General features: G+C 72.2%; 22 protein-coding genes. 12 read left to right on the plus strand and 10 right to left on the minus strand.

Annotated features, from left to right (window positions below):
* Positions 1–40: 40 nt before the first annotated feature.
* On the minus strand, positions 41–790 hold the full coding sequence (locus AB0367_RS06580; RefSeq protein ID WP_366225180.1) for an SGNH/GDSL hydrolase family protein: 750 nt from the start codon (positions 788–790) through the stop codon (positions 41–43).
* Positions 791–907: 117 nt separating this feature from the next.
* Between AB0367_RS06580 and AB0367_RS06585 the strand changes: the two genes are divergently transcribed.
* The 4 genes from AB0367_RS06585 to AB0367_RS06600 all read left to right on the plus strand — a co-directional run bounded on the left by AB0367_RS06585 (position 908) and on the right by AB0367_RS06600 (position 4,208).
* A complete protein-coding gene (locus tag AB0367_RS06585; protein ID WP_366225181.1) occupies positions 908–1,915 on the plus strand; it encodes a TIGR03842 family LLM class F420-dependent oxidoreductase in 1,008 nt (335 codons plus the stop codon).
* A 73-nt stretch (positions 1,916–1,988) separates the two neighbouring features.
* Positions 1,989–2,783, plus strand: coding sequence for a hypothetical protein (locus AB0367_RS06590; RefSeq protein WP_366225182.1), 795 nt, complete (start codon positions 1,989–1,991; stop codon positions 2,781–2,783).
* Positions 2,784–2,820: 37 nt separating this feature from the next.
* Positions 2,821–3,435, plus strand: coding sequence for an MSMEG_1061 family FMN-dependent PPOX-type flavoprotein (locus AB0367_RS06595; RefSeq protein ID WP_366225183.1), 615 nt, complete (start codon positions 2,821–2,823; stop codon positions 3,433–3,435).
* The gene (locus AB0367_RS06600) at positions 3,435–4,208 is read left to right on the plus strand and encodes a putative protein N(5)-glutamine methyltransferase (RefSeq protein WP_366225184.1); all 774 of its coding nucleotides are present in this window, start codon (positions 3,435–3,437) and stop codon (positions 4,206–4,208) included. Before AB0367_RS06595 ends, AB0367_RS06600 begins: the two co-directional genes overlap by 1 nt.
* Positions 4,209–4,258: 50 nt before the next feature.
* Here the strand turns inward: AB0367_RS06600 and AB0367_RS06605 are convergent, their stop codons facing one another.
* Positions 4,259–4,753: a DUF892 family protein gene (locus tag AB0367_RS06605; RefSeq protein WP_366225185.1), complete on the minus strand. Its 495-nt coding sequence runs from the start codon at positions 4,751–4,753 to the stop codon at positions 4,259–4,261.
* Between the two features lie 157 nt (positions 4,754–4,910).
* Here AB0367_RS06605 and AB0367_RS06610 point away from each other — a divergent pair, with 157 nt between their 5' ends.
* Complete coding sequence (locus AB0367_RS06610; RefSeq protein WP_366225187.1) at positions 4,911–6,311, plus strand: bifunctional 3-(3-hydroxy-phenyl)propionate/3-hydroxycinnamic acid hydroxylase; 1,401 nt, start codon at positions 4,911–4,913, stop codon at positions 6,309–6,311.
* Between the two features lie 92 nt (positions 6,312–6,403).
* Positions 6,404–6,946, plus strand: a complete 543-nt coding sequence (locus tag AB0367_RS06615) for an RNA 2'-phosphotransferase (RefSeq protein ID WP_366225188.1) — start codon at positions 6,404–6,406, stop codon at positions 6,944–6,946.
* On the opposite strand, the gene AB0367_RS06620 is transcribed toward AB0367_RS06615, so the two are convergent.
* The gene (locus AB0367_RS06620) at positions 6,930–7,388 is read right to left on the minus strand and encodes a hypothetical protein (protein WP_366225189.1); all 459 of its coding nucleotides are present in this window, start codon (positions 7,386–7,388) and stop codon (positions 6,930–6,932) included. The genes AB0367_RS06615 and AB0367_RS06620 overlap by 17 nt on opposite strands.
* Before the next feature lie 105 nt (positions 7,389–7,493).
* On the opposite strand from AB0367_RS06620, the gene AB0367_RS06625 reads away from it, so the two are divergent.
* Positions 7,494–9,212 (plus strand): DEAD/DEAH box helicase, encoded by a 1,719-nt coding sequence (locus AB0367_RS06625; RefSeq protein WP_366225190.1) that lies wholly within the window; start codon positions 7,494–7,496, stop codon positions 9,210–9,212.
* A 38-nt stretch (positions 9,213–9,250) separates the two neighbouring features.
* Here the strand turns inward: AB0367_RS06625 and AB0367_RS06630 are convergent, their stop codons facing one another.
* The 6 genes from AB0367_RS06630 to AB0367_RS06655 all read right to left on the minus strand — a co-directional run bounded on the left by AB0367_RS06630 (position 9,251) and on the right by AB0367_RS06655 (position 14,128).
* Positions 9,251–10,432 (minus strand): adenylosuccinate synthetase, encoded by a 1,182-nt coding sequence (locus AB0367_RS06630; protein ID WP_366225191.1) that lies wholly within the window; start codon positions 10,430–10,432, stop codon positions 9,251–9,253.
* Positions 10,433–10,508: 76 nt separating this feature from the next.
* The gene (locus AB0367_RS06635) at positions 10,509–11,471 is read right to left on the minus strand and encodes a hypothetical protein (protein WP_366225192.1); all 963 of its coding nucleotides are present in this window, start codon (positions 11,469–11,471) and stop codon (positions 10,509–10,511) included.
* Positions 11,472–11,486: 15 nt separating this feature from the next.
* On the minus strand, positions 11,487–12,440 hold the full coding sequence (locus tag AB0367_RS06640; RefSeq protein ID WP_366225193.1) for a serine/threonine protein kinase: 954 nt from the start codon (positions 12,438–12,440) through the stop codon (positions 11,487–11,489).
* Positions 12,437–13,189: an NUDIX domain-containing protein gene (locus AB0367_RS06645; RefSeq protein WP_366225194.1), complete on the minus strand. Its 753-nt coding sequence runs from the start codon at positions 13,187–13,189 to the stop codon at positions 12,437–12,439. The genes AB0367_RS06640 and AB0367_RS06645 overlap by 4 nt, the downstream gene beginning before the upstream one ends.
* A gap of 178 nt (positions 13,190–13,367) precedes the next feature.
* Positions 13,368–13,793 (minus strand): hypothetical protein, encoded by a 426-nt coding sequence (locus AB0367_RS06650; RefSeq protein ID WP_366225195.1) that lies wholly within the window; start codon positions 13,791–13,793, stop codon positions 13,368–13,370.
* On the minus strand, positions 13,787–14,128 hold the full coding sequence (locus AB0367_RS06655) for an MmcQ/YjbR family DNA-binding protein (RefSeq protein ID WP_366225196.1): 342 nt from the start codon (positions 14,126–14,128) through the stop codon (positions 13,787–13,789). Before AB0367_RS06655 ends, AB0367_RS06650 begins: the two co-directional genes overlap by 7 nt.
* 406 nt (positions 14,129–14,534) lie before the next feature.
* Here AB0367_RS06655 and dnaE point away from each other — a divergent pair, with 406 nt between their 5' ends.
* The 5 genes from dnaE to meaB all read left to right on the plus strand — a co-directional run bounded on the left by dnaE (position 14,535) and on the right by meaB (position 24,421).
* Positions 14,535–18,071, plus strand: coding sequence for a DNA polymerase III subunit alpha (dnaE, locus tag AB0367_RS06660; protein ID WP_366225197.1), 3,537 nt, complete (start codon positions 14,535–14,537; stop codon positions 18,069–18,071).
* Positions 18,072–18,106: 35 nt separating this feature from the next.
* Positions 18,107–19,474 (plus strand): hypothetical protein, encoded by a 1,368-nt coding sequence (locus tag AB0367_RS06665; protein WP_366225198.1) that lies wholly within the window; start codon positions 18,107–18,109, stop codon positions 19,472–19,474.
* A 125-nt stretch (positions 19,475–19,599) separates the two neighbouring features.
* Entirely contained in the window at positions 19,600–21,312 is a 1,713-nt protein-coding gene (locus AB0367_RS06670) for a methylmalonyl-CoA mutase subunit beta (RefSeq protein ID WP_366225199.1), read from the plus strand.
* Positions 21,309–23,453: a methylmalonyl-CoA mutase gene (gene scpA, locus AB0367_RS06675; RefSeq protein ID WP_366225200.1), complete on the plus strand. Its 2,145-nt coding sequence runs from the start codon at positions 21,309–21,311 to the stop codon at positions 23,451–23,453. Before AB0367_RS06670 ends, scpA begins: the two co-directional genes overlap by 4 nt.
* Positions 23,454–23,470: 17 nt before the next feature.
* Positions 23,471–24,421, plus strand: a complete 951-nt coding sequence (gene meaB, locus AB0367_RS06680; protein WP_366225201.1) for a methylmalonyl Co-A mutase-associated GTPase MeaB — start codon at positions 23,471–23,473, stop codon at positions 24,419–24,421.
* A gap of 24 nt (positions 24,422–24,445) precedes the next feature.
* Here meaB and AB0367_RS06685 read toward each other — a convergent pair whose 3' ends face one another.
* Entirely contained in the window at positions 24,446–24,661 is a 216-nt protein-coding gene (locus AB0367_RS06685) for a ferredoxin (protein WP_366225202.1), read from the minus strand.
* Positions 24,662–24,789: the final 128 nt, after the last annotated feature.

Consider the following 24,789-nt stretch of genomic DNA (forward strand, 5'->3'; position numbering starts at 1 on the left):
CAGACGGGCTGACAAGGCGGCCGCGCGCGACCTGGCGGTCCTACGCGGGGGCGGCCGTCCAGTCCGGATACTTGGCCGCGCGTCCGTCGCCCGACGACCGGCCGCGCAGGCGCCGGCTGACCCACGGCAGGACGTGCTCGCGGTAGTAGCGTGCCTCGGCCAGCAGGCGGCGGGCCGGCGTCGGCGCGGCGTCGGCGCGGTGCTCGGTGGCGGGCAGGCCCAGGGCGTCCAGCACGAGCCCGGCGACCCGCCGGTGGCCGGTGGCGTTGAGGTGCAAGCGGTCGGCGGACCAGTACGCGGCGCGGCGGATCTCGGTGTCGCCGAAGACGTTGACGAACAGGATGTCGTGGCGCACAGCGAGGTCCTTGACCGCCTCGGTGAGCAGCTCGCCGCGGCGGCGCAGGACCCGGCCGAACGGCAGGTGCTCCGACGGGTCCGCGCCGCTGAGCAGCAGCAGCCGCACGCCCGCGGCGCCGCAGCGCAGCACCGCCCGCTCGGTCAGCTCCAGCAGCCGGTTCAGGTCGGCGCCGCGACGCATCATGTCGTTGCCGCCGCCGTTGAGCGAGAGCAGGGTCGGTGCCGGCGACATGGCCAGGGCGGCGTCGAGCTGCTCCGTGACGATCGGCTCCAGCAGGCGGCCGCGGACGGCGAGGTTCGCGTACCGTACGGCACCGCCGTTCGCCGCGGCCAGGCCCGCCGCCACCAGGTCGGCCCAGCCGCGTGGCGAGCCGTCCGGGCGCTCGTCGCCCATCCCCTCGGTGAAACTGTCGCCGATCGCCACGTATCGCATGCCGCGTCCTCTCGTCCCGTCGTCGCTGCCGGCCCGTGCGCAGCCCCTCGGCGCACGGGTTACTTCGCCGACCCGGAGGGCAGGTTACCCGGGGCTTCCCGAGAGTGCGGTGACGTCATGGACGTAGGGGTGGTGCTGCAGTGCGACCCGCCCGCGATGGGCGTGGTGGAGCTTGCCAAGCGGGCCGAGGCGGCCGGTTTCAGCCACGTGTGGACGTTCGACTCCCACGTGCTGTGGCAGGAGCCGTTCGTCATCCACAGCAGGATCCTCGCCGACACCGATCGGGTCGTCGTCGGGCCGATGGTGACCAACCCCGGCACTCGCGACTGGACGCTCACCGCGTCACTGTTCGCGACGCTCAACGAGATGTACGGCAACCGCACCGTCTGCGGCATCGGCCGCGGCGACTCGGCACTGCGCGTGCTGGGCTCCCGCCCGGCCACGCTCGCCGAGCTGCGCGAGTGCGTGCGGGTGATCCGCGAGCTGGGCAACGGCCGATCGGTGCGCCTGGGCGACCGTGACCTGCGGTTCGCGTGGGCGCCCGACAGCCGGCTCGAGGTGTGGGTGGCCGCCTACGGACCCAAGGCACTCGCGCTGGCCGGCGAGGTCGGCGACGGGTACATCCTGCAGCTGGCCGACCCGGACATCGCCGCCTGGATGATCAAGGCGGTGCGGGAGGCGGCCGAGCGGGCGGGCCGCGACCCGGCGGCGATCAGGTTCTGCGTCGCCGCCCCCGCCTACGTCGGCGACGACTCCCCGGAGTCGATGGCCCACCAGCGCGACCAGACCCGCTGGTTCGGCGGCATGGTCGGCAACCACGTCGCGGACATCGTGGCCCGCTACGGCGCCGACGGCACCGTACCGACGGCGCTGACCGACTACATCAAGGGACGTCAGGGCTACGACTACGCCCAGCACGGCCGGGCCGGCAACATCCACGCCGACTTCGTCCCCGACGGGATCGTGGACCGCTTCTGCGTCCTCGGCCCGGTCGAGCACCACCGCGGGCGCCTCGCCGAGCTCAAGGAACTCGGCGCGGACCAGTTCGCCGTGTACCTGCAGCACGACGCGAAGGAGTCCACGCTCGCCGCCTACGGCGAGCGGGTCATCCCGGCCGTCGCCTGAGACGACCGCCTGGCTGATTCTGGCCGAACGGGTGTGTCCGGATGCGACGCGGCACCCGCTACTGTCCTCAGTCATGACCGCCGATGCCGCACGTCCACCCCGGCCCGCGCAGGTGACGATCGCGTTCTGGTTACAGTTCGCCGCCGTGGCCCTGCTGCTCGGTATTGCCGGACTGGTCGTCGCCTATGCGGTGCACTTCGACGGCGAGATCTCCCGAGCCGCCGCGCTGGTGCCAGACACGAACCCGGCCGCGGTGAGCTCGGAGCGGTCCGGAAACGTCTTCGCGGCGCTGTTCCTCGGCATGCCGACGCTGCTGCTGGCGGTCTGGCTCGCCGCGACGGCGGTGCCGGTCCTGCGGGGCAGCAACATCGCGCGGATCCTCGTCTTCGTCGCCGGGGGTGGGCAGCTGCTGGTCTGTCTGCTGCCGAGCTGCGGCGGGTTTCTGCTCGCGCCGTTGTTCTTCGCCCTCGACAATGGGGACGTCTCCGGGTTCGACGAGATGCCGCCGCAGGATTCCAAGTTTCTCGAAACCCTGTACTCGGGTTCGGACACGTTCGCCGAGGTGTCCGTCCCGCTGGGTGTCGCCGGCGCGCTGGCGGTGCTCGGGTTGACGGGCGCGGTGGTGCTGCTGGTGGCCCTGCCTCCCGCGCACCGCTACTTCGTCCCGCGCACCCCGGCACCGCCGGCGCCGGCCTGGCTGGCGCCCGTCCATCACGGCGGCGGATACCCGCTGCCGGCGCCGTACATGCTCTGCCCCGATCCCTCGGTCCACTTCGCACCCGTCGCCGCACCGCCGGCCACCGAGCCACCACCCGCCGCACCGGCCGAGCCCACCACGCCGCCCACGACCACCACGGACCACGCATAGGGACTAGACCGGCTGTTACCGGACGTATTCTGATGCCATGCAGATCACCTCGGTGACAGAACTGGAGGAGCTGCTCGGGTCGCCGAAGCCCCGGGCCGTGGCCAAGGAACGTGACCGCCTCTGCCGGACCGACCGCGACTGGCTCGCCCTGTCGCCCTTCGTCCTCGTCGGCACGTCCGACGGGGAGGGCAACTGCGACGTCTCGCCCAAGGGCGACCCGCCGGGATTCACCTACGTCATCGACGACCGAACGATCGCCGTCCCGGAGCGCCCCGGGAACAAGCGCGCCGACGGCTTCCGCAACATCCTGGCCAACCCGCACGTCGGGCTGATCTTTCTGGTTCCGGGCCGCCGCGAGACCCTGCGGATCAACGGCCGCGCCCGGCTGCTCACCGACGCGCCGTGGTTCGACGAGCTCGTCGTCGAGGGCCACCGCCCGGTCCTGGCCGTGGTGGTCGACATCGACACGATCTTCTTCCACTGCCAGAAGGCGTTCATGCGCTCGAAGCTGTGGAAGCACGAGACGTGGACGCCGGGCGCGCTGCCGTCGCACGCGACGCTGGTCAAGAGTGTCCAGAACACCCCGGAGACGCTGGAGGAGCTGGAGGAGTACTACACGGAGGCCAACTACAGCCGCGGCCTGTACGCCTGATGCCTCACGCCGCGCTCGTCTCCCGCCTGCGCGCCGCCGGGTGCGTCTTCGCCGAGGAGGAGGCCGATCACCTGCTCGCCGCCGCGACCGACGCCGCGGCCCTGGAGTCGATGGTGGTCCGCCGGGTCGCCGGCGCTCCGCTGGAGCATGTGCTCGGTCATGCGGATTTCGCGGGTGTACGCCTGGTGATCGCCGACGGCGTCTTCGTGCCCCGGCACCGCACGGAGCTGCTGACCGCGACCGCCCGCACGCTGGTCCGCGACGGCGCGACGGTCCTCGACCTGTGCTGTGGCACCGGCGCCCTCGGCCTGGTCGTCGCGCGCGGCTTCGCGGGTGTGCGCCTCATCGCCTCCGACATCGACCCCGCGGCCGTGGCCTGCGCCCGGCGCAACCTGGCCGGTGTCATCGCGGAGGTCTTCGAGGGCGACCTGTTCGCCCCGCTCCCGACCGGCCTTCGCGGCCGGGTCGACGTGCTGCTCGCCAACGTCCCGTACGTGCCGACCGCCGAGATCACTTTCCTGCCCGAGGAATTCCGCGTCCACGAGGCCCGTGCCGCGCTGGACGGCGGCGCGGACGGCCTGGACGTGCTGCGCCGCGTCGCCGCGCAGGCCCCCGGGTGGCTGGCCCCGGGCGGCGCCCTGCTCACCGAGGCCGGCGCCGCCCAGCTGGACGCCGCGCACGCGCTGCTGCTGGCGGCCGGCCTGCAGCCGCAGACGGTGACGGACGAGGAGACCGAGACCAACGTCGTGGTCGGCCGGCTCCGAGACGTGTGAGGCGGCCGGGCCGCCGCGGTGCGATCCGCGGCGGCCCGACCCGGCGGCGGTTAGACGTTCATCACCACCCGCTGGCCGAGCTCGTGGCTGATCCGCTCGAACGTGCCCGCGTTCTCCTGCTTCTGCACCAGGTTGGTGCGCAGGATCTGGGCGCACTGCATCTCGCCCATGAGCAGCGCCTTGTCGATGAGGTTCTGGTATCCGGCGATGCCGAAGTGCGCCAGCTTGGTCTCGGCGTCGACGGCGTAGATCTCCATCGCCTCCATGGAGGGCCGCTGCTCGGTGAACGCCTGGAACTCCGCGCGCATCCCGTCGAGCGTCATGCACGGCACCTCGGAGGGCTCGGTCTCCATCATCGCGAAGCACGCCTCGATGTTCTGGATCTTCTGCTGGCCCTGCTGCTGCTGGGCCCGCAGGATCTGGGCGAGGGGGCTCTGCTCGGTCCGCCCGAGGATTTCGCCCACCATCTGGTTGCTCTTGCGCTCGGCGTCGTACATGCCCGACAGCTCGTAGAGGAACAGGTCGGCCGGGTTGTCGAGTGCCATCTGCTTCTCCTGCCTGCGTTGGGGTTTCGGTGGTGCCGGACGCGCTCTACCCGCCCTGCCGGGACTCTCACGTGCCCGGCGCGGGTCGTGCATCGTCCGGAGGGTGGTTCGCTTCGGTGCGCGAGCCGGGTGCGGGTTATGGCGTAGATTCGTGCGGGTGGATCGCGTCGTGGTCGTCGGGGCGGGCCCCGTGGGCGTCGCGGCCGCGATCCTGCTCGCGCAGCGCGGCATCCCGTGCCTGGTTCTGGACCGCTACACCGAGCCCTACCCGCTGCCCCGCGCCGTCCACGCCGACGACGAGGTGATGCGCATCCTGCAGGAGATCGGCGTGGCCGAGGACTTCCGGCGGGTCAGCCGGCCCGGGCTGGGGCTGCGGCTGCTCGACGGGCGGCACCGGGTGATGGCCGAGTTCCGCCGGGACGCCGCGCGCGGCCCGCACGGTTACCCGCAGGCGAACATGTTCGACCAGCCCGATCTCGAGCGCCTGCTGCGGGCCCGGATGGCGCGGCTCGAACTGGTCGAGTTCGTCGGCGGCGCCGAGGTCTTCGCCGTCTCCTCCTCGATCGTCCGGTACCGCATGATCTCCGACGGCACCGAACACGCCATGCCGGCCTCGGCCGTGCTCGGGTGCGACGGCGCGAACAGCACCGTCCGCGACCTCATCGGCGCGCGCCGTGTCGATCTGCGTTTCGCCCAGCGCTGGCTCGTCGTCGACGGCGAGTGCGAGGCCGACCTTGGCGCCTGGGGCGGCGTGCACCAGGTGTGCGACCCACGCCGCGCCGCGACCTTCATGCAGCTGGGCCCGCGGCGCTACCGCTGGGAGTTCCGCCTTTTCGACGGCGAGCCCGAGGTGGACGTCGGCGCGCTGCTCGCACCGTGGCTGGGTGAGGTCGCGGTGCGGATCGTGCGCCGGGCGGAGTACACCTTCCGCGCCGAGGTCGCCGACCGCTGGCAGTCCGGGCGGGTGTTTCTGCTGGGTGACGCCGCGCACCAGACGCCGCCGTTCATCGGCCAGGGCCTGGGCGCGGGCCTGCGCGACGCGTACAACCTGGCATGGAAGCTGGCCGCCGACCTGACCACCTCGGGCGGCGCCGGGGATCTGCTCGACTCCTATGAGCGTGAGCGCGCCCCGCATGTGCGCGCCCAGATCCGCCTGGCGATCGTGGCCGGCTGGGCGATGACCGGCGGCCAGGACCGCGCCGCGGCCGTGCGCCGGGTCGTGCTCAGCGCGATCTGGCGCCTGCCCGGCCTCAAGACCCTGGCGCTGCGCTCGACCAGCCCTCCGCTGCGCGGCGCCGGCCGGGGCCGCCGGGCGGGCACCCTGGCGCCGCAGCCCTCGGTGACGTGGCGGGGCCGCAGCGTCCGGCTGGACGAGGTGCTCGGCCCCGGCTGGGCGGTGCTGCACCCGGGCGAGCCCCCGCCCGGCCACGACGGCCGCCGCCTGGTCGCCGTCACCGCGGCCCTCGACCCGACCGGCGAACTGCGCCGCTGGATGCGCGGCCGCACCGTCGTCCTGCGCCCGGACCGGGTGGTCCACGAGTCCCACCGCCGCACCTGACCTCGGCTGACTCCGCGGCGGATCCGGGGCGGGACGCGTCGTGGAAAATGCGGTGAGGCGGGTGACGTTGTGGGCGCACAATTGGGACCGATATGGAATACGGTCAGTTAGTCAAGATCAGTAAGCGGATGTCCAAGGCGCTCCGCCACGATCCCGCGCGCGCCGGGATCGTGCTCGACGACGCCGGGTGGGTGGCGTTGCCGACGTTCCTCGCGGCCATGGGCATCGACCGCGAGACGCTCGACGCCGTCGTCGCGGGCAACGACAAGCAGCGCTTCGCCATTGTCGTCGGGGAGGACGGGGTGGAGCGGATCCGGGCGAACCAGGGGCACTCGGTGCCCGTCGAGCTCGGGCTCGCCGAGGCCGAGCCGCCGGAGGTGCTGTTTCACGGCACCAGCGCCGGCGCCCTCGCCTCGATTCAGGCCACGGGGCTGAACAAGGGCGGGCGTCACCACGTCCACCTGTCGCCCGACACGGACACGGCTCGGCGCGTGGGGGCCCGCCGCGGCGGCGCGATCGTCATCCTCACCGTGCTCGCCGCGCGGATGGCCCGCGCCGGGCACGCGTTCTACCGCTCCGACAACGGTGTGTGGCTCACCGACGCCGTCCCGCCCGAGTTCATCCGGACCGCCTGACCGGGACGGTCGCGGTGCTCAGGAGGCGCTGCAGCAGCGTGGCGAGCGGCATCGACTCGCCGTCGCGGGCGCCCTCGCCGACGATCAGGCGCGGCGGCCGCGGGGCCGGGGCCGCGCCGGTCAGCCACGAGCGGGCCGACGGCGGGACGAGCAGCGAGTAGTACTTCCCGGCCTCGGAAATCGCGATCGTGCGGGCGGAATCGAGATACCAACCGCGCAGCGACGTCCGGTAGGTGCGGCCAGTGTAGGAGCGGGCGCGCAGCGGCACCGGCGGCGGGCCGGACTCGCGTGCGGCGGACACGAAATCGGCTATGAGGCTCATGGCCTGGTTGGCCTCGGCCTCGCGGCGGCGTTCGAGCTGCGCGCCGTGGTGCGCGACCGCCCGGGCCCGCTGCTCGCGCCAGGCTTCGCCCGAGGCTTCGGGCCGCGAATCGTCCGCCACGTTCAAACACTATCCGGTCACACATCACACACGGCGACCGCGCCACCATGCGGATCCGAGCGTTTGGGATGCTAGAAGGGCCGCCATGCCGAGAAGGAGCCACCCGTGACCGCGAGCACCAACGAATACGACATCCTCGGCTTCGCCGAGCTCGGGCTGCGGGACGAGCTGCTGAAGGCGCTGACCGGCCTCGGATACGAGGAGCCCACCCCGATCCAGCGCGAGGCCATCCCGCCGATGCTCGCCGGCCGTGACCTGCTCGGGCAGGCCGCGACGGGCACCGGCAAGACGGCCGCCTTCGCGCTGCCGCTGCTGCAGTGCCTGCCGGGGCCCGGCGGCGAAAACCCGTCGGCGCTGGTCCTGGTGCCGACCCGCGAGCTCGCGGTGCAGGTCTCGGAGGCCATCCACCGATACGGCCGGGATCTGGGCGTCCGAGTCCTGCCCATCTACGGCGGCCAGCCCATCGGGCGGCAGCTGCGCTCGCTCGAGTTCGGCGTCGACGTCGTGGTCGCCACCCCCGGCCGCGCGCTGGACCACCTCGGCCGCGGCACACTGCGCCTGCACGACCTGCGCGTCGTCGTGCTCGACGAGGCCGACGAGATGCTCGACATGGGCTTCGCCGAGGACATCGAGGCCATCCTGCAGGCGACGCCCGAGGACAGGCAGACGGTGCTGTTCTCGGCGACGATGCCGCCGCGCATCGACGGGCTGGCCCGCAGCCATCTCAGCGACCCGGTGCGCATCCAGATCGGGCGCGAGCCGACGCCCGCGGGCGAGGCGCCGCTGGTGCGCCAGGTCGCCTACGTGGTGCAGCGGGCGCACAAGCCGGCCGCGCTCGGCCGCGTGCTCGACGTCGAGTCGCCCGGCGCCGCGATCGTGTTCTGCCGCACCCGCGACGAGGTCGACTCGCTGACCGAGACGCTCAACGGGCGCGGGTATCGTGCGGAGGCCCTGCACGGCGGCATGGGCCAGGAGCAGCGCGACCGGGTGATGGCGCGGCTGCGCAACGGCACCGCCGACCTGCTCATCGCCACCGACGTCGCGGCCCGCGGGCTCGACGTCGAGCACCTGACGCACGTGGTGAACTACGACGTTCCGTCGGCCCCCGAGTCGTATGTGCACCGCATCGGCCGCGTCGGCCGCGCCGGCCGGGAGGGTGTGGCGATCACCCTCGCCGAGCCGCGCGAGCACCGGATGCTCAAGACCATCGAGCGGGTCACCAAGCAGCGCATCGCGATCGAGAAGGTGCCCTCGGTCGCCGACCTGCGCGCCCGGCGCCTCGAGCTGACCCGTGCCGCGCTGCACGAGAGCCTCATCGCCGACATCGACCTCGAGCGGTTCCGGGTGGTCGTGGAGTCCCTCTCCGAGGAGTTCGACCCGGTGGAGATCGCGCTCGCCGCCGTCAAGCTGGCGCACGAGTCGACGGGCATCGGCGAGGGCGATCAGGAGGAGATTCCGGAGGTACCGGTGCGGCAGCCGCGCGAGCGCGAGGACCGCCCCGGCCGGCGGGTGAGCGTGCGCGACGCGGACGGTCGGGGCCGTGGCCGCGACGCCGGGGGCCGGCGCACCCCCGCGGGCGGCATGACCCGGCTGTTCGTGGGCGCCGGCCGCAGTGCCGGCATCCGGCCCCAGGACCTCGTCGGCGCGATCACCGGCGAGTCGAACCTGAGCGGCCGGGACATCGGCGCGATCGAGATCACCGACCGCTTCTCGCTGGTCGAGGTTCCCGACAGCGCCGTCGACGAGGTCATCGACACGCTGCGGCGCACCACGCTGAAGGGCCGCCGCCCGGTGGTCCGCCGCGAGCGCCAGCGCCCGGTCTGAGCCCGGTCTGAGCCCTGAGGTCGCGGTGTAACGCGACCTCAGGCCGTCAGCGGGCCGGACGGCTTCTTGTCCTGCGACGACGGGCCCCACGACTCGAGCACGACGCCGGCGCCGAGCTCGTCCTCGACGGTGCGCACCCAGTCGGTCACCGGTGCGTACCGCGGCTCGACGCCGGCCAGGGCGCGGGTCATCGCCTCCTGCCGGGTGAGGTCGCCGGGCTCGCCGGCGCGCAGCGGGTCACGGCGGTAGGAGCGGCAGATCCGCCGGACCGGCAGGTCCAGGTGGGTGAGCGCCAGGCCGTCGACGCCACCGCAGACCTCCAGCGCGTAGCGGTGCAGCGGCACGTCGAAGTGCCCGACCCGGAACGGGCCCTGCCAGTCGTTGGCGGGGTTGTTCGGGTCGGTGATGCCCAGCCCGGGGTCCTCGGTCGGCAGCGGGCCGGCGCCGTGGCGGGTGGTCACGGTCCGCAGCACGCCGAGCCGGAACGCGGGCGCGCCGTCCAGCAGGGCTTCGGCGTTGGCGAAGGTCGTGGTGCTCCACGTCGTATACGGGTGGAAGCCGTGCCACTCGTCCAGCAGCACCCCCTGTGCCCCCTCGAACACGCAGGGCCCCTCGGCGCGGAAGCCGTCCACCAGCGACGCCGTCGCCGCGAACCCCTCGTAGGCGGGCAGGCACGCCTCCACCGGCGGCCCGCCAGCCCCCAGCCGCTCACGCAGCAGGGCGAGCTTGCGGCGCAGGACCGTGGGCTCGGCGCAGTCGCCGGCGCGCGGCGCGTCGCCGGGGTGCGCGAGCGCGTATGCCATCGTCTCGCCGACGCCCATGCCGCACGAGCCGTGCCGGTCCGCGCCGCGTGCGAGTTCCTTGGCCCGGTTGGCCAGGCGGTGGTAGGGCGTGCTGATGAGCGCCGCGCGGTCGACGCTCAGCCGCCGCCAGACGTCGCGCGCACCCAGGGCGACGAGGTGCTCGGCCTCGGTGACCAGCGCGAGCGGGTCGACGACCATGAACCGCGAGAGGTGGGTGCGCACGCCGGGGCGCAGCGAGCCCGCGCCGAACTGCGCGAACGTGTGCTTGCGGCCGTCGGCGAGCACGACGGTGTGTGCCGCCTGGGCGCCGCCGTTGAACCGTACGACGGTGTGTACCTCGCGGGTCGCGCACAGGTGGTCGACCACGGTCCCTTTGCCGCAGTCGCCGAACCCGAGATCGACGACGATGATGTGCATGCCGCACGCTCCTGGCGATGGGTCGCGTCGAGGTGTGGGTGCCGCCCCCTCGACGGCACCCACGGTGATGAGGCGATTACAAACGTTCCAGCGTTACTGGGCCGGCCAGATCCGTCGGGGTGGAGCCGGTCGCGAGCGGTGCGCGGCCGTCGCCGATGCGAGCCAGGGCCTTGCCGACCGAGTCCACCGCGCCCGAGCCGACCTCGTGCAGGTCCGCCAGGCCCTCGGCGAGGTCGATGCTGTCCTCGCCGAGCCCGATGGTCAGGGCGATCGTCTCGCACACCGCGTCGAGGTCGTCGAGCGCGATGACGTTCTGGCCGAGCAGGTCGCGCCAGAAGTCGAGGATCGCCGTGTTGCCCGCGTACGACGAGCCGGCCGGCAGGATGTAGTACGTGTCGTACGTGCGGCGCACCTCGTCGACGATCGCGCGCAGGCCGATCGGCTCGCCCAGCCGGTCGCCGATGACCTTCTCGACCTCGGCCGGCTTGACCCGTGGGTACGCCTGCTCGTCGCCGATGATGAACAGGTATCCGCGCCGGCCCCGCTTCTCGTAGCAGTCGACGCTGGTACGGCGAGCCATGAAGTACAGCGCGAGCTCGTAGGACTCGGTCATCTGCCCGCCACCGCCGCCCTCGAGCACGAACCGGCCCAGGTCCTCGTCGAGCCGGTTGTCCGACTCGAACTGGCCGATCTGCAGCGGCGCGCGGTCGCACGTGGCGTCACCGATCGCGCCGAACAGGATCTGCGGGTCCTTCACGTAGCCCTTGCGCAGCAACAGGCCGAGCAGCTGCGGCAGCTTCCGCTGCAGCACGCGCGGCACCGAGCGCATCGAGCCGGTCACGTCGAAGAGCACGGCGATGGCCACGGAGTCCGGGTGCTCGTCGGAGTCGCGGCTCTCCCGGGTGCTGCCCAACGGGTCGAGGGCCTTGTGCACGCTGCGTGCGCCGGAGTCGCTGTAGGCGAAGGCGCTCGTGCCGGTGGCGCGCCGGTAGCGGTCGGCGGCGTCGTAGACGTCGGTGGACCAGGTTCCACTGCCCATCGGGATTCTCCCTCGTCAGAGTGTGAACGGTCGGAACTTGCGGGGGCCGTACAGCCGGTGCAGCAGCTCGTCGAGCTCGGGGAGCAGGCGCCACGCGTCGTCGGGCCGCTGCCGCGGCGAGGCGAGCCGGCAGCCGTCGGCGAAGCGGCGCAGCGCCTGCGGTGCGCGCTCGCCCATCAGGTCGGCCATCAGTCGGGCGGTCATGGCCAGGTCGGTGTACGGGCCGGGGGTGCCGCGGTCGAGGACCTCGGCGGGGTAGTGGTCGCGGTAGCGGGGGACGATGGCGGCGATGCGCTCGCCCGGGGCGCTCACGCTGTAGCACCAGTCGACGAGCACCACGCCGTGGTCGTCGGGCTCGATGAGGACGTGCTGCGGCAGTACCGCGCCGTGCACGACGCCCGCGCGGTGCGCGAGGCCGAGCGCGACGAGCAGCCGGCGCCACATCCACGCCGCGTCCCGCGGGTCGAGGCCGTGCGGCCGCCGCTCGGCCACCTCGGCGAGGCTGTGCAGCCGGCTCGCGGACACCGCGATGACGTTGCCCCGCCGTGGCCGGTCGGACGTCTCGGACTTGTGGCGAAACGTCTCGATCAGTCGCGGCACGTACGGCAGATACCTCGGGTCGCCGTGCTCCGCCAGGCGGCGTAGCGCGGTGGCCTCCCGCGCCATCAGGTCATTGCACGCCGGGTCGCGGACCAGCTTGAGGTGGCCCTCCGGCACGCGGTAGAGGTTGGCCAGGTCGCCGCGGTGCTCCAGGGTCGCCGTGGAGTACACGCCGCGCTCGCTGCGGATCGTGCCGCGGTTGCGCCACAGCTCGGCCAGGCGCGCGAACGCCTTGGTGCCCCGCGGCCCGGCGGCGTCCGGGTGGACCAGGCGGGCCAGGCTGCGGTACCGCCGGTTGGCGTCGGCGCCGCCGAAGAGCTCCTCCGCGGTGGCCGTCTCGACCAGGGCGATCGCCTCGTCGGTGTTCATCGCAAGGTCTCCTCCCGGCTCGGCATCAGCAGTGCGGGGTGCAGCAGCTGGGCGTCGCCGGCGCGGTAGAGCTTGGCCCGCGGCCCGCCCCGCGCCCCGCCGCGTTCGGTCGTGGCCCCGGTGCTCTCCACGAACCCCGGCACGGACAGCACCTTGCGGTGGAAGTTGCCGGCGTGCAGCGGTTCGCCCCAGACCGTCTCGTACACCGCCCGCAGCTCGGCGATCGTGAACTCCTCGCCGACGAACTTCGTGGCCAGCGGTGAGTACTCCAGCTTCGAGCGGGCCCGCTCGAGCCCGTCGGCCAGGATCGTGGCGTGGTCGAAGGCCAGCGCGGCCGGCCGGTCGTCCATCGGCACCCAGGCGGCCTCGCGCGCGTCGCTGCCCGACACCGGGTCGGGCAGCTGCGGCGCGAAGGCGAGGTACGCGACCGAGAACACGCGCATGCGCGGGTCCCGCTCCGGCGCACCATACGTCCCCAGCTGCTCCAGGTGCAGCCGCCGGTTGGCGGTGGCCACGCCCGTCTCCTCGGCCAGCTCCCGGGCCGCCGCGGTGGCCAGGTCCTCCCACTCGCCGACGAACCCGCCGGGCAGCGCCCACATGTCCTTCATGGGCGGGCCTCCGCGGCGGACGAGCAGGACGTGCAGCGCCCCGTCGCGAATCGTGAACGCGACGACGTCGACGGTGACGGCGACCGGCGGGTAGGCGCGGGGGTCGTAGCTGGTGAGGAAGTCGGCGTCGTCGTTGGTCACGGTCCGGAGTCCTTCTCGGGAAGAGTCCTTCTCGCCCCGAGTATTTCTCGGTTTGAGTATTTCTCGATCTGAGAACAACATAAGGCGTGCCGGCCGGCGGCGCAACAGTCTTTTGGTCTCTCCGATTCGGCGCCAGGGTCGCTGGCGAGGTCAGGCGCGGCGGGTGCGCATGTGGTGGCTATGCGCGGCCGAGACCTGGGCCGGCCACCGCCGCCGTTCGGCCTCGGACCGGCCGCGGCGGATCCGCCGGCGGCCACCCGCCGACGTCGCCGTGGGCGGCGCGGATCAGGTCGCTGTGGTGCCGCACGGTGGCCGCCCGGCCCTCCACCACCGGCAGGTGCCCGCACTCGGTCATGGCGGCGTCCAGCGTGGCGTCGATGTTGGCGCAGAGTCGGTGCGGCACTGTGCGGAGCCGACTCAGCCGCAGCGCTGATCGCCCGCCCGGCCCGCCCGGCCCGCCAGCCAGCCCGGCCCGCCAGCCCGGCCCGCCCGGCCAGCCCGGCCCGCCCGGCCCGCCCAGCCCCGGCCCGCCCAGCCCGCCCAGCCCCGGCCCGCCCAGCCCGCCCAGCCCCGGCCCGCTCGGCCCGGTCGGCCGGGTCAGCACAGGGGTAGCTCGGCCCTCGCCACGATCAGCCTCGGCGCCGTCATCCGCCACGCCTCCAGGATCAGATCGGCGACGTCGTCCTCGTGCGCCTTGCGCAGCCGCACCTGCAACCATCCGACGCGCCCGGAGGTGTGGGCCTTCTTGTAGGCCCTCGGGTTGTCCTCGACCAGCGCGGCCTGGGCCTCTCTGGCCGCCTTGACGAGCATGGTCCAGTCGTGCGCGCACAGGTAGGCGAACGCCTTGTCCCGCACCCGGAAGCCGATGTGGTTGCCGTGCTGGCGCTGGTCGACCTCGGGCAGCATGAGAACCATCCGGAGCGCCTCTTCGACGCTCACTCCGCGTGTGGTCCGCAATCCCATGACTCTGGTGTAACAGGACGGTACGACACTTTTCCTGGGATCCGATTTTCCCTATTTGGCGACTTTTCTGATCATCCCTGTCCCGTCGGCATCGCCGCAGGTCGGGGCGGCCACTGCCGAAAACTGCCGGCGGGGGTGGTTATGGTGTCGCCCGCCGGTCCCCTGGGTGATGGCGGGTCCGGCACACCCGCCGCGTGGCAAACGGGCGACGCACGGTGACCGTTGTGGTGCGTTGCGCAAGGCGGTGGTGTCTGAAATGTCGTGTGTGCGGCGGACCGGTGAGGGATCCGGCGCACACGGCGGTGTCGGTCGGTGTGTCGAGCCCGATCCGTGACTAGGCTGATTCGCCGGACCCGTCAGACCGAGCCCCAGGGGGTTGAGCATGGCCGACTCGTTCGTGCATCTTCACGTGCACACCGAGTACTCCATGCTCGACGGGGCGGCCCGCCTCAAGGAGATGTTCGCCGAGGCCAACCGGCTCGGCATGCCCGCCGTGGCGATCACCGACCACGGCAACATGCACGGTGCGTATGACTTCTACAAGCAGGCCAAGGCGGTGGGCGTCACCCCGATCCTCGGCGTCGAGGCATACGTGGCGCCCGAGTCGCGGCTGACCAAGCAGCGCGTCCGCTGGGGTCGGCCGGACCAGAAGAACGACGACGTCTCCGGTTCGGGCGGCTACACGCACAAGACGATCTGGGCGCGCAACAGGACCGGGCTGCACAACCTGTTCCGGCTGAACTCGCGGGCGTCGATCGAGGGGCACTTCGTGAAGTGGCCCCGGATGGACGCCGAGATCATCGCCGAGCACGCCGAGGGGCTGATGGCCACGACCGGCTGCCCATCGGGCGAGGTGCAGACCCGGCTGCGGCTGGACCAGTTCGACGAGGCGCTGAAGGCCGCCGCGAAATACCAGGAGATCTTCGGCAAGGACAACTACTTCCTCGAGGTCATGGACCACGGCCTGGACATCGAGCGGCGGGTCCGCGAGGGGCTCACCGAGATCTCCAAGCGGCTCGGCATCCCACCGGTGGTCACCAACGACTCGCACTACACGCACCAGGCCCAGGCCGAGGCGCACGACGTGCTGCTGTGCGTGCAGACCGCGGCCAACATCAACGACCCCAACCGGTTCCGGTTCGGCGGGTCGGGCTATTACCTCAAGTCGGCTGACGAGATGCGCGCCGTGGACTCGTCCGACATCTGGCAGGAGGGCTGCCGCAACACGCTGCTGGTGGCGGAGAAGGTCGACATCGACGGGATGTTCGAGTTCCGCAACCTGATGCCGCGCTTCCCGGTGCCGGAGGGCGAGACGGAGGAGTCGTTCTTCCGCGCGGAGGTCGCCCGCGGCATGGCCCGGCGCTTCCCGAACGGCATCGACGAGGAGCACCAGCGCCAGGCCGACTACGAGGCCGACATGATCGTGAAGATGGGCTTCCCGGCATACTTCCTGGTGGTCTCCGACTTCATCCTGTGGGCCAAGAATGAGGGCATCGCCGTCGGGCCCGGTCGTGGCTCAGCCGCAGGCAGCCTGGTCGCCTACGCGATGGGCATCACCGACCTCGACCCGCTGCCGCACGGCCTGATCTTCGAGCGGTTCCTCAACCCCGACCGCGTCTCGATGCCCGACATCGACATCGACTTCGACGAGCGCCGGCGCGGCGACGTCATCCGCTATGTCACCGAGAAGTGGGGCGAGGATCGGGTCGCGCAGATCGCGACCTTCGGCACCATCAAGGCCAAGGCCGCGATCAAGGACTCGGCGCGGGTGCTGGGCTACCCGTTCGCGGTCGGCGACAAGATCACCAAGGCGATGCCGCCGGCGGTGATGGGCAAGGACATCCCGCTGTCGGGGATCTTCGATCCCAACCACCCGCGCTACTCCGAGGCGGTCGAGTTCCGGGCGCTGTATGACAGCGACCCCGACGTCAAGAAGGTCGTCGAAACCGCGAAGGGCCTGGAGGGGCTGATCCGCCAGACGGGCGTGCACGCCGCCGGCGTGATCATGTCCGCGGAGCCGCTGATCGAGCACGTGCCGCTGATGCGCCGCGACGCCGACGGGGCGATCATCACGCAGTTCGACTACCCGACCTGCGAGACGCTCGGCCTGCTGAAGATGGACTTCCTCGGCCTGCGAAACCTGACGATCATCGACGACGCCGTCAAGAACATCAAACGCCGGGGCATCGACCTCGACCTGCTCTCGCTGGAGCTGGACGACAAGGCGGCCTATGAGCTGCTGGCCCGCGGCGACACGCTCGGCGTGTTCCAGCTCGACGGCGGGCCGATGCGCTCGCTGCTGCGGCTCATGAAGCCCGACAACTTCGAGGACATCTCCGCCGTGCTGGCGCTGTACCGGCCCGGCCCGATGGGTGCGAACTCGCACACCAACTACGCGCTGCGCAAGAACGGGCAGCAGGAGATGATCCCGATCCACCCGGAGCTGGAGGAGCCGCTCAAGGAGATCCTCGGCCCGACATACGGCCTGATCGTCTACCAGGAGCAGGTCCAGCGCGCCGCGCAGAAGCTGGCCGGATACACGCTCGGCCAGGCCGACCTGCTGCGCCGCGCCATGGGCAAGAAGAAGAAAGAGGTCCTGGAGAAGGAGTTCGTGCCGTTCCGTGACGGCATGCGCGAGAACGGCTACAGCGACGAGGCGATCCAGAAGCTGTGGGACGTGCTCGTGCCGTTCGCCGACTACGCCTTCAACAAGGCGCACACGGCCGGCTACGGGCTGGTGTCGTACTGGACGGCGTATCTCAAGGCCAACTTCCCGGCCGAGTACATGGCAGCCCTGCTGACCAGCGTCGGCGACGACAAGGACAAGATGGCCATGTATCTGGCGGAGTGCCGCCGCATGGGCATCGACGTGCTGCCGCCCGACGTCAACGAGTCCGCCGGCCCGTTCACCCCGGTCGGCAAGGACATCCGCTTCGGCCTCGCCGCGGTGCGCAACGTCGGCCACAACGTCGTCGACGCGATCGTGCGGTGCCGGCAGACGCAGGCCGGGCCGTACAAGGACTTCGACGACTTCCTGTCCAAGGTCGACGCCGTCGCCTGCAACAAGAAGACGATCGAGTCGCTGATCAAGGCCGGCGCGTTCGACTCGATGGACCACCCGCGCCGCGGTCTGCTGGCCATCCACGCCGACGCGATCGACAACTACGCCGACCTCAAGAAGAACGAGGCCATCGGGCAGTTCGACCTGTTCGGCGACGCGTTCGGCGCGGACGACTCCGGCTCCGGCGGCACGACGATGACCGTCACGATCCCGCAGATCGAGTGGGACAAGCGCGAGCTGCTCGCGTTCGAGCGGGAGATGCTGGGCCTGTATGTGTCCGACCACCCGCTGTTCGGCCTCGAATCGGTGCTGGCCAAGGCCGCCGACACCGCCATCAGCAGCCTGTCGGAGGAGGGCGCGGTGGCCGACGGCGCCGTCGTCACCCTCGCCGGCATGCTCACCGGCGTCCAGCGGCGGATCACCAAGCAGGGCAAGCCGTGGGCGTCGGCGACCCTGGAGGACCTCGGCGGCGCGGTCGAGGCGCTGTTCTTCCCCAACACCTACGAGCTCGTCGGGCAGTACATCGCCGAGGACGCGATCGTGGTGGTGAAGGGCCGGGTCGACAGGCGCGACGAGACGCCGCGGCTCATGGCGATGGACCTGTCGATGCCGGACGTCACCGCCGCCGACGAGAACCGCCCAGTCGTGCTGTCGCTACCGGCCACCCGCTGCACGCCGCCGCTGGTCGACCGGCTCAAGGAGATCCTGATCAACCACCCGGGCAAGGCCGAGGTGCACGTGAAGCTCAGCCACGGTTCGCGGACCACGCTGCTGCGCCTGGGCCCCTACCACGTCAACCCGACCACCGCGCTGAAGGGCGACCTGAAGGCGCTGCTGGGCCCGAACAGCTTCTCGTGACGGCGGCCGGGGCGATCACGAGGTAGTGTCGGCGGGTGCACACGCACGCCCTCGCCGACGGCCTGCGCCCGCGTCGGTCGCTCTGGCTATCGCGGCGTGCGCGGTGGTCGGCCGCCGCGGTTGCCGCGCTGACCGCCGTGCTCGTGGTCTTCTCCGTGGTGTATCGCGTGAGCCAGCGCCCCTACGGCTTCGAGCGCTTCGACCGGATCGGCGGTGTCGAGCTACCCGCCGGCACCGAGGGAGCGCGCGCCTTCCTCGACGGCGGCCGCGTCTTCCTCGGCCACCCCACCGGCGGCGGCCGTTACGAGCTGCGCGCCGTCGATGCCGGCAAGCCCTCCACCGTCATATGGCGCAACAGCGGGCTCACCGACGTCGACACCTTTCGCTCCGCCCGCGGCATGGTGCAGGTCACCGGCCTGCCAGACGCGGGTGGCAACCGGCGGGTGACCCTGCTCAACGCCAACAACGGCATCCCGTTCACGACCTTCGACGTGAGCGCCGGCGACCGATGGATGCTCATCGGCAAGTACTTCGTCCGGTACTTCGCGGCCGAGCACCGCCTGGTCGTGACCGACGTCGGCACCGGGCGCCGGACGGCGGTGTTCGATCAGCCGGACGGCGCCGGCAGCTGGTGGCCGACCGACAACTGGAGCGGCCAGCAGGTGCCGACCTCGATCGGCGGCGAGCCGCTCGACGAGGCGCTGACCGTCGATCCACACATCGTGCGGACCACCCCCGGCCGGGGCCTGGAGGTCGTCGGCCTGGCCGGCGGCCACGCCATCGGTGCCGGCACCGGCCTGGCCGACCCCGGCGACCTGGTGTACGCCTACGAGGACCAGATCTTCGTCGCGGGCCACGCCGCGGGGTTCCAGGTCCGCGCCTACGACCGCACGCGCCTGAGCCGTCCGCAGTGGAGCTGGACATCACCCGACGCGCAGGCCCGGCCCCTGTTCGTGAGCGCCTGCGGCGAACGGCGGGTCTGCGTCGGCGAGGAGCACCACCTGACGGAGCTCAACACTGACACCGGCGAGGTGGCGTTCCGCGTGGCGGCCGAGCGACCGTCGATGGTCGTGCCGGTCGGCGACCGCGTCATGCTGCGCACCGCGACCCAGGCGATCGGGGTCACCGAGACCCTGCTCGCCGCCGATGGCCGGACCGTGCGCAGCTGGCCGGGCAAGCGCGCCGCCCGCCTGGACGAGGGCAGCTATCTGCTCCTGCCGGCCGTGCCGCCGCCGGGGGAGTACCCCTGGACCGGCGTCGACGCGTCCCGCGGCACGGCCCGTGAGCTCGGCACGATCGACGCGCGCCCGGACGCCTGTACGTGGAGCCACACCTACCTGGCCTGCGCGACGACCCGCGAGTTCGTCTTCTACCGCATCCGCGCGCCCTGGTACTCCCTCTGACCGCGGGGGACGGGCTCGCGACTGGACGCCGGTTCCCGCATCGTGGCTGGCCGGTGGAATATTCGACTGGTGGAGGTTGTCACAAGCGTGGTCGCTTGCCCGACACGCACCATTAATATCCATGCATGGGCGCCCCCGTGCAAGATCTAGAGCAGTGGCGGCGGCTCGCGCTGGGCGTGCTGCGCAAGTCCGGGCTGGCCGGCGAGGACACCCCGCCAGAGGCGGTCGTCGATCTGTTGTCGACCGAGACCTACGACGGGCTGCGTATCGCCCCGCTGTACACGGCCGAGGACCTGGCCCCGCCACCCGGGCAGCCGGGGCAGGTGCCGTTCGTGCGCGGCGGCAGTGGCGCGGCCCGGCCGTGGGACGTGCGGCAGCGCCACGCCGACCCGGACCCGAAGGTAACCCGCGCGGCGGTCCTCGACGACCTCGAGAACGGCGCGACCTCGCTGTGGCTGGCCGGGATCGCGCCCGGCGACCTGGCCGAGGCGCTCGACGGGGTGTATCTGGACCTGGCCTCGGTGGTGCTGGACAACGGCGCGGACACGGTGGAGGCGGCGCGCGCGTTCCTGGCGCTGCCCGGCGAGGACAAGTCGGGCAACCTGGGCGCTGACCCGCTGGGCTGGTCGGCGCGGACCGGCGCGGACGCCGACCTGTCCGTGCTGGCGGCCCTGTCGAAGATCTCGCCCGTCCCGGTGGCCACCGTCGACGCCACGGTGTATCACGACGCGGGCGGCGGCGACGCCGAGGAGCTCGGCTACGCCACCGCGACCGGCGTGGCGTACCTGCGCGAACTGGTCGCCGCCGGGCTCAGCGCCGGCATGGCGCTCAAGCAGCTGGAGTTCCGCTTCGCGGCGACCGCCGACCAGTTCACCACGATCGCGAAGCTGCGCGCCGCCCGGCGGATCTGGTCCCGGGTCGCGCAGGTCTGCGACGTGCCGCACCTGGGCGCCCAGCGCCAGCACGCGGTGACCGGCGAGGCGATGATGACGGCCCGCGACCCGTGGGGCAACCTCCTGCGCACCACCGTGGCGTGCTTCGCCGCCGGGGTGGGCGGCGCCGACGCGGTCACCGTGCAGCCCTTCGACGCGCGGCTCGGCCTGCCCGACGGGTTCTCCCGGCGGATCGCGCGTAACACCCAGTCGCTGCTCATCGAGGAGTCCGGGGTGGCCCGGGTGCTCGACCCGGCCGGCGGGTCCTGGTATGTGGAGTCGCTCACCGACGCCCTCGCGCACGCGGCTTGGGACGTGTTCACCGAGGTCGAGCGGGCCGGCGGGATGGCCGCGGCGCTGCGCGGCGGGATGGTCGCCGACCGGATCGAAGCGACCCGGCAGCGGCGCGCGGAGGACATCGCGCACCGGCGGCAGCCGATCACCGGCGTGTCGGAGTTTCCGGATCTCGCCGAGCGCCGCCCGGTCCGCGCCCCGGCGCCGCCACCGCCCTCCGGCGGCCTGCCCCGGATCTGGTATTCCGAGAGTTTCGAACGGCTGCGCGACGCCGCCGACGCCGCGGCGGCACCCCCGTCGGTGCGCCTGGTGGCGCTCGGCTCGCCGGCCGCGCACTCCGCCCGCGTGTCCTTCGCCGGCAACCTGTTCGCGGCTGGCGGCGTGCGCCTGACAGACGACCCGTCGCCGGTGGCCTGCATCTGCGGCTCCGACCGCTCGTATGCCGAGGAGGCCGCCGAAACCGCGCGGCGGCTGAAGGCCGAGGGCGTGCGCCAGGTGTGGCTGGCCGGGAAGCCCGCCGGGTATGACGGCGTCGACGCGTATCTCTACACCGGCTGTGACGCGCTCGCCGTGCTCCAGCAGACGCACCGAGACCTGGGAGTGGCGCCGTGATCCCCGACTTCTCCGAGGTGGCCCTCGGCACCCCGCGGGCGGAGACCAGCGCCCCGATCGGCGGGCCGGACGGCGCCGAGGTCTGGCACACGCCCGAGGGCATCGACGTCAAGGGATTCTACGGCCCCGACGACCTCGCCGGCGTGGACTTCCTGCACGGCCTTCCGGGGATCCCGCCGTATGTCCGTGGCCCCTACCCGACGATGTACACCACGCAGCCGTGGACGGTCCGGCAGTACGCCGGCTTCTCCACCGCCGAGGAGTCCAACGCGTTCTACCGCCGCAACCTGGCCGGCGGGCAGAAGGGCCTGTCGGTCGCGTTCGATCTGGCCACACACCGCGGCTACGACTCCGACCACCCGCGCGTGGCCGGTGACGTGGGCATGGCCGGCGTCGCGATCGACTCGATCCTGGACATGCGCCGGCTGTTCGAGGGCATCCCGCTGGACCGCATGAGCGTGTCGATGACGATGAACGGCGCCGTCCTGCCGGTGCTGGCGCTGTACATCGTGGCCGCCGAGGAGCAGGGGGTGGCACCGGAGCAGCTGTCCGGCACCATCCAGAACGACATCCTCAAGGAGTTCATGGTCCGCAACACCTACATCTACCCGCCCGAGCCATCGATGCGGATCATCGGCGACATCTTCGGGTACACCTCCAGGCACATGCCGAAGTTCAACTCCATCTCGATCTCCGGCTACCACATCCAGGAGGCCGGGGCGACCGCAGACCTGGAGCTGGCGTACACGCTCGCCGACGGCTTGGAGTACCTGCGCGCCGGGCGCGCCGCCGGCCTCGACGTGGACGCGTTCGCGCCGCGCCTGTCGTTCTTCTGGGCCATCGGCATGAACTTCTTCATGGAGGTCGCGAAGCTGCGCGCCGGCCGGTTGCTGTGGTCGCGGCTGGTCCGCGAGTTCGGGGCGAAGAACCCGAAGTCGCTGAGCCTGCGCACGCACTGCCAGACGTCCGGCTGGTCGCTGACCGCCCAGGACGTGTTCAACAACGTGGTGCGCACCTGCGTCGAGGCGATGGCGGCGACGCAGGGGCACACCCAGTCGCTGCACACCAACGCGCTGGACGAGGCCCTCGCCCTGCCGACCGACTTCTCGGCCCGCATCGCGCGCAACACGCAGCTGCTGCTGCAGCAGGAGTCCGGCACCACGCGGGTGATCGACCCGTGGGGCGGCAGCGCGTACGTCGAGCGGCTCACCCACGACCTCGCCCAGCGGGCGTGGGCGCACATCGAGGAGGTCGAGCGGGCCGGCGGCATGGCCCGCGCGATCGACGAGGGCATCCCGAAGCTGCGCATCGAGGAGGCGGCGGCACGCACCCAGGCCCGCATCGACTCGGGCCGCCAGCCGGTCATCGGCGTCAACAAGTACCGCCCCGACGCCGACGAGCCGATCGAGGTCCTCAAGGTCGACAACTCCGCGGTCCGCGCCGCGCAGATCGCCCGGCTCCAGCGGCTGCGGGCCGAGCGCGACCAGGCCGCCTGCGACGCGGCGCTCGAAGCACTCACCGCGGGCGCGGCCGGCGACGGCAACCTGCTGGAGCTGTCGGTGGCCGCGGCCCGCGCGCACGCCTCCGTCGGGGAGATCTCCGACGCGCTGGAGAAGGTGTTCGGGCGGCACACCGCGCAGATCCGTACCATCTCGGGCGTGTATCGCGATGAGGCCGCCGGCAACGAGCTTGTCGAGGGGGTGCGCGCCGCGACCGACGCGTTCGCCGAGGCCGAGGGGCGCCGCCCGCGGATTCTGGTGGCGAAGATGGGCCAGGACGGTCACGACCGCGGCCAGAAGGTGATCGCGACCGCCTTCGCCGACCTCGGCTTCGACGTCGACGTGGGCCCACTGTTCTCCACGCCGGGTGAGGTGGCCCGCCAGGCGGTCGAGGCCGACGTGCACATCGTCGGGGTCAACTCGCTCGCCGCCGGGCACCTGACCCTGGTGCCCGCGTTGCGGGCGGAGCTGGCGGAGCTGGGCCGCGACGACATCCTCGTAGTGGTCGGCGGCGTCATCCCGCCGCAGGACTACGACGAGCTGCGCGCGGCCGGCGCCGCCGCGATCTTCGGCCCCGGCACCGTCATCGCCGCCGCCGCCCTGGACCTGCTGGAGGTGCTGCGATCCCGGTTGCAGCACTGAGCGACCTCGTCGAGGGCGTGCTGGGCGGCTCACGCGCCTGGATCGCCCGCGCGATCACGCTCGTCGAGTCCACCCGCGCCGACCACCGCGAGCGCGCCCAGGAGCTCCTCGGCGCGCTCGCCCCGCACGCCGGCCGGGCCCGGCGCGTGGGCGTGACCGGCGTGCCGGGTGTTGGCAAGTCCACGTTCATCGACGCGCTCGGCACGCTGCTCACCGGCGAGGGGCACCGCGTCGCCGTGCTCGCCGTCGACCCGTCCTCGACCCGGACCGGGGGCAGCATCCTCGGCGACAAGACGCGCATGACCCGCCTGGCCGCCGACCCGGCCGCGTTCGTGCGCCCGTCGCCGACGTCCGGCACGCTGGGCGGCGTCGCCCGGGCGACCCGCGAGGCGATGGTCGTGGTCGAGGCGGCCGGCTATGACGCGGTGCTCGTGGAGACCGTCGGCGTGGGCCAGTCCGAGACCGCGGTCGCCGACATGGTCGACACGTTCCTGCTGCTGGCCCTGGCGCGCACCGGCGACCAGCTGCAGGGCATCAAGAAGGGCGTGCTGGAGCTCGCCGACGTCATCGCGGTCAACAAGGCCGACGGCCCGCACGAGGCCGACGCCCGATCCGCCGCCCGCGAGCTCGCCGGGGCCCTGCGCCTGCTTCGCACGGGCCGGGAGACCTGGCAACCCCCGGTCGTCACGTGCAGCGGCCTCACCGGCGCCGGACTGCCCGACCTGTGGGCGCAGCTGACCCGCCACCATGACACCCTCGAGGCCTCCGGCGCCCTGCGGGCCAGGCGCGAGCGCCAGCAGCTCGGCTGGGTCTGGTCGATGACCCGCGACGCGCTGCTCGACGGCCTGCGCACCAGCCCCGCGGTCCGCGATCTGGCGCCGCGCGTCGAGCGGCAGGTGCTCGACGGCACGCTGACCCCGGTGCAGGCCGCGGAGGCCCTGCTGGTCGCCTACCGCGGCCAGTCCTAGGCCAGTCCCAAGCCAGTCTGGACCTTAGGCTTCCACCGTCTCCCCGGTCTCCAGGTCGACCACCGAGATCGCCTCCATCGGGCACGATGCGACGGCGTCGAGCACGGCCTCGTCGGGCTCGACGTCCGGCGTGACGGGGTGCGAGCGCCCCGCGGCGTCGTCGAGCTCGAACCGCCCGGGCGCGATGCCGGCGCAGCTTCCCGAGCCGATGCACGTGTGGTTCACGGTGATCCGCCACATGCCGTACAACCTATCGAAGCCTGTCGCACCCCGGACAAGTGGCATTTCATATTTTTGGGCGATGAGCCTGATTGCAGCAAGATTCGTACTGATCACGCGAGGTTCTTGCATGGATCATTGAAAATTCC

This window comes from Dactylosporangium sp. NPDC051484, assembly GCF_040689395.1.
Lineage (GTDB): Bacteria > Actinomycetota > Actinomycetes > Mycobacteriales > Micromonosporaceae > Dactylosporangium.